The organism is Dietzia sp. CH92 (assembly GCF_032248695.1).
GTDB lineage: Bacteria > Actinomycetota > Actinomycetes > Mycobacteriales > Mycobacteriaceae > Dietzia.
In genome coordinates this window covers 1-8009 of the sequence record NZ_JAVHXC010000015.1, presented here as the reverse complement: position 1 = coordinate 8009, position 8009 = coordinate 1, and the positions used below count along the sequence as shown (strand labels likewise).

Annotated in this window: 7 protein-coding genes and 1 rRNA gene; 1 reads left to right on the top strand and 7 read right to left on the bottom strand. The window is 70.3% G+C overall.

The features are described from left to right. A 5S ribosomal RNA gene (gene rrf / locus RWK90_RS17220) occupies positions 1-112 on the top strand; the annotation flags it as partial. A gap of 305 nt (positions 113-417) precedes the next feature. Here the strand turns inward: rrf and RWK90_RS17215 are convergent. The 7 genes from RWK90_RS17215 to RWK90_RS17185 are packed head-to-tail and all read right to left on the bottom strand — an operon-like array spanning position 418 to position 7380. Next, positions 418-1131, bottom strand: a complete 714-nt coding sequence (locus tag RWK90_RS17215; protein WP_314038857.1) for a class II aldolase/adducin family protein — start codon at positions 1129-1131, stop codon at positions 418-420. Beyond that, positions 1128-2330, bottom strand: coding sequence for an LLM class flavin-dependent oxidoreductase (locus RWK90_RS17210; protein ID WP_314038856.1), 1203 nt, complete (start codon positions 2328-2330; stop codon positions 1128-1130). The genes RWK90_RS17215 and RWK90_RS17210 overlap by 4 nt, the downstream gene beginning before the upstream one ends. Further along, the gene (locus RWK90_RS17205; protein ID WP_314038855.1) at positions 2327-3430 is read right to left on the bottom strand and encodes an LLM class flavin-dependent oxidoreductase; all 1104 of its coding nucleotides are present in this window, start codon (positions 3428-3430) and stop codon (positions 2327-2329) included. Before RWK90_RS17205 ends, RWK90_RS17210 begins: the two co-directional genes overlap by 4 nt. Then, positions 3427-4554, bottom strand: coding sequence for an ABC transporter substrate-binding protein (locus tag RWK90_RS17200; RefSeq protein WP_314038854.1), 1128 nt, complete (start codon positions 4552-4554; stop codon positions 3427-3429). The genes RWK90_RS17205 and RWK90_RS17200 overlap by 4 nt, the downstream gene beginning before the upstream one ends. Beyond that, complete coding sequence (locus RWK90_RS17195; RefSeq protein ID WP_314038853.1) at positions 4551-5399, bottom strand: ABC transporter ATP-binding protein; 849 nt, start codon at positions 5397-5399, stop codon at positions 4551-4553. The genes RWK90_RS17200 and RWK90_RS17195 overlap by 4 nt, the downstream gene beginning before the upstream one ends. A 44-nt stretch (positions 5400-5443) precedes the next feature. Further along, on the bottom strand, positions 5444-6328 hold the full coding sequence (locus RWK90_RS17190) for an ABC transporter permease subunit (RefSeq protein WP_314038852.1): 885 nt from the start codon (positions 6326-6328) through the stop codon (positions 5444-5446). After that, the gene (locus RWK90_RS17185) at positions 6325-7380 is read right to left on the bottom strand and encodes an NrtA/SsuA/CpmA family ABC transporter substrate-binding protein (protein WP_314038851.1); all 1056 of its coding nucleotides are present in this window, start codon (positions 7378-7380) and stop codon (positions 6325-6327) included. Before RWK90_RS17185 ends, RWK90_RS17190 begins: the two co-directional genes overlap by 4 nt. Positions 7381-8009: the final 629 nt, after the last annotated feature.

Below are 8009 nucleotides of genomic sequence, written 5' to 3'. Positions count from 1 at the left end.
CGGCCATAGCGGCAGGGAAACGCCCGGTCCCATTCCGAACCCGGAAGCTAAGCCTGCCAGCGCCGATGGTACTGCACTCGCGAGGGTGTGGGAGAGTAGGACACCGCCGAACACAACTTCACACAACGCTGGAACCCCGAACTCCACGGTTCGGGGTTCCCGCCATTTACACCCCCACACCCTCAACCAGCCCGGAGCCGGCGGCAGGCCCAGCCCCGCAGCCGGGGAACAGCCCGTGCCCGACGTCACGTGACACCAATGTGGCGACGGCGTTGAGTCCGCCTTCGGCTGTGCCGGAGTAGCTGTGCTGAGGCGAAGGGGGCAGCCCGCGTATGAGAATCCCGCCGAAATCGATCGGCCCTGCCACCTCTGTGCGCGACGAGAGGTGGCAGGGCCGGGGTATGGAGGGCTGTCCGATCAGATGGTGACGAGACCCCTTCGGCGAGCCTCCTCGAGCAGGCCACTGCGTCCCCACTGTTCGACGAGGTTGGTCTGGTCGAACTCCTGGGAGCCGCCCACCGCCTCGCCGATCGCCTGATAGTTGGCGCCCTCCTCCAGCAGGACCACGAACTTGGCCAGGGTGATCAGCCCGCCTCGCCCGATCATGTGCGAGCCGCCGTTGGCCTCGAAGATCGCGACCAGGTCCGGATCGATCTGCAGCTTCTCCAGGATGAAGTCGCCCGCGTTCACCGACCGGTCCAGGTGCGGGTAGATCTGCCGGGACAGGGTGAGGCGCTGGGACGCCGCGTAGCGGATGGGCAGAGGCTGATGGGTCTGGGCCCATCCGCCGAGCCAGGGGGAGTGGACGTGCACGGCAGAGGTGATCTCCGGGCGCTCCCGGAAGACCCGGCCGAAGGTGGGCACAAAGGCGGCATGGCCCCTGCCGGAGAGGATCTCGCCGTCGAACGTGGCAATCACCGGCTCGATGGTGGTGCTCGAGGCCCAGGGGCCCGGCGGGTTGAGCTGGACGGCCAGGTCCTCGCCGGGGACGCGCTCGACGAAGTTCACCGTGCCACTGCCGCGGACGGTGCCGGTCTCGTGGAAGACGCGGTAGGCGGTCTCGGCGTCGCGAGCTGCGGCTGCGGCGAACTCGAGTACCTCGGCGGAGAGTTGGGTTGCTGCGGTGGTCATGACGGGATCCTTTCGGTGATGGTGGAGGTGTGCTGGAGGACGGAGAGTGCGCCGGGCGAATCGGGCGGGGTCAGGCGGTGGCGGCCGAGCAGTGGCAGGACTTCCTCTCCGACCCGGTAGGCCTCCTCGAGGTGGGGGTTCCCGGCGAGGATGAAGGCATCCACGCCCAGTGCCAACAGCTCGTCAAGGCGCTCGGCCACCTGCTCGTAGCTGCCGACCAGGCCGAACGCAGGCCCGCCACGGATGAGGTTGAAGCCGGCCCACACGTTGGGCTGGATCTCCAGGTCCCGGTAGTCGTTGATGGTTCCCGGCACCCAGCCGGCGATGCGGGCGGCGCCGACGGAATCTCCCTGGGCGGCGGACCGGGCGGCTTGCCGGTCGACGTGGGCCCAGCCCTTCTCGATCTCGGCCCAGGCCGCTTCCTCGGTGTGCCGGGCGACGATGTCGATCCGGACCGCGAAGCGGGGCGTACGGCCAATGCGCTCTGAGTGGGCGCGGACCCCGTCGAACTTGGCCGTGAGGTCGGCGAACGGCTCCAGCCAGGACAGGTAGTAGTCGCTGTGGCGTCCGGCGGCGTCGATCGCTGCTCCTGAGGATCCGGAGAAGAACAGCTCGGGGAAGTCCTGTCCGGCAAGGCCGGGTGGGAGTGCGGCGCCGCGGGTCCGGTAGAAGCGGCCGTCGTAGTCGAACGGCTCGCCATCCCAGACGCCCTTGAGGACGTCCAGGAACTCGCTGGTCCGGGCGTAGCGGTCGTCGTGGTCGACCTTGTCTCCCCACCAGAGCTGCGCGGGTCCGCCGCCTCCGCTGATGACGTTGTAGAGCAGGCGGCCGCCGGTGGCGCGCTGCATGCTCGCCGTCATCCGGGCCGCCTGGACCGGATGGAGGAACCCCGGCTGGAAGGCCACCATGAACCGGTAGGTGCTGGTCTCCCTGGCGAGGGCCGCGGCGGTGGCCCAGGGGTCGTCGGTGACGGGGAACGAGGGCAGGAGACCGCCGAGGAATCCCGCAGACTCGCTCGCCTTGGCCACCGCCGCCACGTGGTCGATGTAGCTGTGGGAGTCGAGCTGTCCGCCGCGGATCGCCGGGGCGACATTGCCGGGACCGTACCCGGAAGCGTTCCCCCGGTTGTAGCGGCGAGGGGTACGGAGGGACGCGTGGTCCCCCTCCATCCCGATCCGCCAGTAGAAGTCGATGGTCATGCGCTGGCCTCCTCGGGCGTCAGAGTGCGTCCGGCCGGGTCGGCGAGGTGCAGCCAGTGCTCCCCGCCCCGGTAGAGCTCGTCGATGTGGGGGTGGGCGGTCACCACGAAGTAGTCGATCCCGTCGCGCTCCAACTCGGCGAAGCGGGACGCCACCTGCTCATACGATCCGACCAGGCCCCGCCGGGTGGAGTAGCCGAAGGCGTCGAAGCCGGACCACTCGTCCGGGCGGGCGTCGGGGTCAGGACCTGCCGTCGGTGCATCGGGCTGAACCTGGTGTAGGAGTCGATCGACCCGGGCCCAGGCCTCGTCCTCGGTCTCGCGGGCGATCACCGGAAGCTCGAGGCCCAGTCGGACGGTCCGCCCCCGGTCGGCGGCACGGAGCCTGATCTCGGTTCCCACCGCGGGGTCGTCGTCCAGGGTGAGCAAGTGGATGTCGGCGTGGGCGGCGGACAGTTCCACCGCGGCGTCCGATGAGCCGGACAGGATGACCCTCGGGAAGGGGCGCCCGGAGAGGATGCCGCGGAACCCGCCGTCGAGGACGTGGAAATACTCGCCGGAATGGGTGGCACCGGTGCCACGGAAGCCGGCGCCGGGGACGGGGTCGTCGTTCCACACGCTGCGTGCGACGGTGAGGAACTCGTCGGCGCGGCGGTAGCGGTCGTCGCCGGTGAGGTCGTCCCCGAGGGAGCGGGCCAGGTCCGAAACCACGTCCACGTGGAGCCGCCAGTCCAGTCGCCCGGACGAGATGGTCTGGAGCGTGGCGGACATCTTGGAGGCGTACACCGGGGTCCCGAAGGTCGGGGTGAACTCCACGACGCCCCGGACGTAGCGGGTGCCGCGCAGCGCGGAGGCGGTGACCACCCAGGATTCCTCGCCGAGCGGATCGTACGGTGCCAGGACGCCGTCCCACCCGGTGAGTTCGGCGGCATGAATGACCTGGTCCAGGTTGTCGAACGCCGTGGACCGTCGGCGGTCCGTGGCGATCGTGGGGGCGGCCCCCTCGCCACCGTCGGGACCGAACCCGCCGCGGGTGCGCTCGGCGGCGCGGGCGCTACGGCCGTCCCCGTGGGAGGGCAGTCGCCAGACGAACTCGCTCATGCGGGCACCCCCTGTGCGCGGGCGGCCTCGGGGGACACCGGGCGTGAGTCCGTGCGGGCGGCGATGACGGCCAGTGCCTGCTCGAGCGGCGCCGGATCGGCCCAGGCGGCCACGTCCACGCGAGCTTTGAGGAATCCATGGGCGTAGAGGAACTGCTCTTGGACGGCCAGGAGGTCGAGCCGCTCGGAGTCGAGGGTGGGGACCAGGCCCACGTGGAAGTCCTCGCCGTAGGCGTCCTCCACCCCGCTGCCCTCGGCGAAGGTCTCCCGAGCCAGTAGCTCTCGGACCCCCGGCAGGTCGGTGGAGGCCCAGGCGGCCGCGTCCAGGCTGCGGACGAGGAAGTCCACCACCACCTCGGGGTGCTCGTCGAGGAGTTGGGAGTGGACGGTGATGGGCCGTGGGGTGCCGTTGTTCACCCGCCCGCGCAGAGTCGTCTCGGTGTCCAGATCCACGGCGACGCGCAACCCGAGCTCGCGTGCGGCGTCGGCCCCGCGGGCGCCCTTGACGTAGATCGCGTCCACCGTCCCGGCGAGCAGTTCGTCCAGGCCGGGGGTGGTGACAGCCCGGCCTCGGTCGGCGCGGAAGGACGTGGCGTCGCTGTGGGGCAGGGCCTCGCTGCCGGCCGGCGCGGGGGAGGAGCCCCGGACCTCGGGGGCGCGTTCCACGTCCACCTCGACGACGACGACATCGGTGAGCGTCAGCCCCGCCGAGGTCAGTGCCGAGCTGAAGCCGTGCAACGCCATGGCCCGGGGGAAGCTCCGACCGCCGTCGGCCGCCCAGGCGGGGATGGCGATCCGGCGCCCGGCCAGGTCGGCGGCCGAGGAGATGTGGGAGTCAGCGGCGACGAGGATCTGCTGTGCCTCATCCACCCAGGTCAGCCCGATGAGTCGGGTGGGGGCGCCGGCGGCGCGGGCCGCGAGGGCCGGCACGTTGCCGCCCTCCCGGATGAGCCCGGTGAGCTGGTGGTCGAAGTGATGGAGGGCGGTCTGGGCGTCCGCGTCCTGGAGGATGCGGAAGTCCAGTCCCGCGCCGGAGGCGGCGTCGGCCAGGGTGCCGAGGCCGTGGGCGATGCCGCTCGCGGTGGGCACCGGGCAGCGGGTGTACCAGAGGGTGTCGATGGTCATGGTGAAGTCCTGTCGGGAGAGAGTCGCCCCACGCCGAGGCGGGCGAGGAATTCAGTGCGGTAGGCGAGTGCGCCGGGGTCGCTGCGGTCTCGGGGGCGGGCCAGGTCGATGTCCACGTCGAGGGCGATGCTCCCGCCGTCGAGCACCAGGACTCTGTCGGCCAGGCGGACGGCCTCGTCGACGTCATGGGTCACCATGAGCACCGCCGGGCTGTGGGTGGCCACGAGGTCGCCCACCAGGTCTTGCATCTGGAGCCGGGTGAGGGCGTCCAGGGCGGCGAAGGGCTCGTCGAGGAGCAGTAGGTCCGGCTCGCGGACCAGGGCTCGGGCCAGGGCCACGCGCTGGGCCTCGCCTCCGGAGAGAGTGGCGGGCCACTGCCCGGACCTGTCGCCGAGCCCCACCTCGCCGAGGGCACGCTCCGCGGCCTCCCGGGTGGCGGCCGATCGCTTCTGTCCGAGAGTGACGTTGCCGAGCACCTTCTTGGACGGGATGAGACGCGGTTCCTGATAGACGGTGGTCCGGACCTTGGGGACCCGGATCTCGCCGGAATCCGGGCCCTCGAGCCCGTCGAGAAGTCGCAGGAGAGTGGTCTTTCCCGTGCCGCTCGGCCCGAGCAGCACCACGAACTCCCCGCGGTGGATATCCAGGTCGATGTCCTGCAGGACGGTCTTGTCCCCGAACCGCTTGGTGAGGCCTCGCAGGGAAACTGCGACCGGACGCCCGCGGCGTCGTTCTTCTGCGGACTCCGGGGTGGGGGTGCGCTCGAGAAGCGGCGGGAGGTCGGAGTTAACGGCGGTGGACGGGGCTGCAGCAGTGGACGGGGCTGCGGTGGTGGAAGGATTCACGGCTTTGGAAGGGCTCACGGTGGCTGCGGTTGTCGTCGTCGGGCTCATCGGTTCGCCACCTGTCCTCGCCACGGCATGGCGACCTTTTCGATCAGACGGACCACGGCGTCAAAGGCCAGTCCGAGCAGGGCGTAGAGGGCCACACACAGGACCATGTAGTCCGTGCGGTTGTACTCCTGGGCCATGGTGGCCAGGTATCCGATGCCCTCCCGGGTGCCGATCTGCTCGGCGGCGATCAGCCCGGTGATGCTGATGGTCAGGCAGATGCGCAGGGCCATGAGGATGCTCGGCAGAGCGGACGGGAGGATGGCACCGAAGATGAGTGCCGGCCCGGTGAGTCCGTAGCTGCGGGCGGCCTCGACCATCTTGCGGTCGACGTTGCGCACGCCCAGGTAGGTGTAGGCGTACATGGGGCTGACCGTGGCGACGGCGATGAGGACCACCTTGAAGCCCTCCTCGATGCCAAACCACGCGATGAACAGCGGAACCAGGGCGAGGAACGGGATGGCCCGGTTGATCTGCATGGTGGCGTCGATCAGCTCTTCGCCCAGAGCGGAGAGCCCTGCGAGCGCACCGCACACCAGGCCGATCACCACTCCGAGCGTGACTCCGATCGCGGCCCGCTGGAACGACGCTGCGGCAAAGGCCGCCAACTCGCCGGACTGCGTGAGTTCCACGCCGGCGGTCCACACCGCGGGCGGACCCGCCAGGACCTCGGGCTGGATGAGCCCGGTGGCGGACCCGATCCACCAGACGGCCACGATGGCTGCGGGGACCGAGACCCGAATGGTCAGGGAGAGCCACCAGGGGTGCGGCGATGCCGCGCGGACGCGAGGGGTGACCAGCGGGATCGCGCCGACGGCGGAGGCGGGGTCGTCACCGGCGGCGGTCGTCACGGGCCGGGTACCGGGTGCCACCGCGCTGGTCATTGGCCGGCCTCGAGGTCGATCTGAGCCGCCTGCTCAGGCGAGACCAGCGGACGCAGGTCCAGGAAGACATCCTCGGCGGAGAGCTGGGCAGGGGTGACGCCGTTCTCGGTGAAGACTCGGGAGACGGCCTCGAGAGCCTCGGCCTCGTCCTCTCCAGGCGGAACCGGGGGAAGGGCCTGGGCGCCGACGGCGATGGCATCCTCCAGCCGGGTGCCGCTCAGCGCGGTGGGGCCGGTGGTGGTGAAGACGTTCTGGAAGTCGGCCGGCTCCGAGGCCTGTCGAAGGACGAGTTCCTGGAGTGTGGAGAGGAACGCGGCCACCACGTCGGGCCGTTCCTGCGCCACCGATCCACGGACCAGGAGAACCTTGCGGTCCTGCGAGTCGAGCTGGCCCTCGTTGACCAGTTCCACCGCACCGTTGGCCTTGGCCTCCTGGTAGGGCGCGTTGAACGAGGCCCAGGCGTCGACCTGGCCGGTGGAGAACGCCGAGGCGCCGTCCTTGATCTGCAGCGGGACCCGCTCGACCGAGTTCACCGGAACACCGGCCTGCTCGAGGGCCAGGAGGGTCAGGTACTCGCCCTTGGCCGCGGGGTTCACGGCCACGCGCTTGCCCTCGAGGTCCCGGACCGACTCGATGCCGGAGTCGGGCCGGGCGATGATGCCGCTCTGGTCCTGGCCGCCCTGCTCTGCGGCGGCGACGATCTTGAGATCGACGTCCTTGGACAGCGCGCCCACCACCGGGCTGAAGGCCCCCTCGGAGATGTCGAGCTCGCCCGTGCTGAAGAGCTTGAGGTTGGCGCTCACGCTGGGAGCCGCCTCGACCCATTCCACCCTGGCCCCGAGTGGGGCCAACGCCTCGTCGAACGTCCCGTCACGCTTGCCCACCGCGAGCGGGCCGGCGTTGGCACCGTCGGTGACCTTGAGGACGAAGGTTTCCTCGGAGGCGGTATCGCCGTCGGCGGCGCCGCCGCACGCGGTGGCTAGGACCATGAGCGGTGCGGCGATCACGGCGAGGAGGGCGAGTCTGGGAGTTGGCCTGGTGAACCGGGGCATTGGATGGGGCTCCTGGGTGCGTGCGATCAATGTGCGGCAGAACGCTAGTGAGCCGATCCGGAAACGGATACGAACCCGGTCGCCCCGACCGAAAAGTTTGACTAGACAGACCGGTCTGGCATAGGTGAACGGCCGGTAGCTGCAGGCCCTGTCGCGGCAGGCGGGGAGCAGTGGCGAAGGCCGCGTCTCAGGGTGGACGACGGCTCGATGAGAGCTGCCCCGAGGAGGCTCATACGTGAGACAAGGTCCGAACCCGGGCACCCGCCCCTTTCCGTGCGCCCGGACGAGACGGCGCCTACTGCGCGGGGCCCCTGATCCCCGGGCGCCGGGGTTCCGGGTCGATCCGCCGGCGGACTGACGACCATCTGGGCCCCGGAAAACCGGAAACAGCCTTTGACCTGGCGATTAGGTGAACGGCGAACGGCCGTGTAACTTTATCGGAGCCGCCAGGGAGCGGGGCCGGAACGAGAGAGACGGCCCAGCGAGCTGGTGGCGAGCCGGAGTAGGTGAGCGGCGGGCCTGGTTTTGACTGGGGCGGCCGGGAGGCTTACACTGGAGAAGTTGCCCCGAATTGGGCAGCGAGCCCCGCGAGACGGTGACTGTGAGGTCGTCGTGGAGTGGTGTGTGGG

Bases quoted from the DNA above. Each gene is read 5' to 3' on its own strand.
- RWK90_RS17185 (WP_314038851.1), bottom strand. From the start codon at position 7,380: ATGCCCCGGTTCACCAGGCCAACTCCCAGACTCGCCCTCCTCGCCGTG.
- RWK90_RS17215 (WP_314038857.1), bottom strand. From the start codon at position 1,131: ATGACCACCGCAGCAACCCAACTCTCCGCCGAGGTACTCGAGTTCGCC.
- RWK90_RS17190 (WP_314038852.1), bottom strand. From the start codon at position 6,328: ATGACCAGCGCGGTGGCACCCGGTACCCGGCCCGTGACGACCGCCGCC.
- RWK90_RS17200 (WP_314038854.1), bottom strand. From the start codon at position 4,554: ATGACCATCGACACCCTCTGGTACACCCGCTGCCCGGTGCCCACCGCG.
- RWK90_RS17205 (WP_314038855.1), bottom strand. From the start codon at position 3,430: ATGAGCGAGTTCGTCTGGCGACTGCCCTCCCACGGGGACGGCCGTAGC.
- RWK90_RS17210 (WP_314038856.1), bottom strand. From the start codon at position 2,330: ATGACCATCGACTTCTACTGGCGGATCGGGATGGAGGGGGACCACGCG.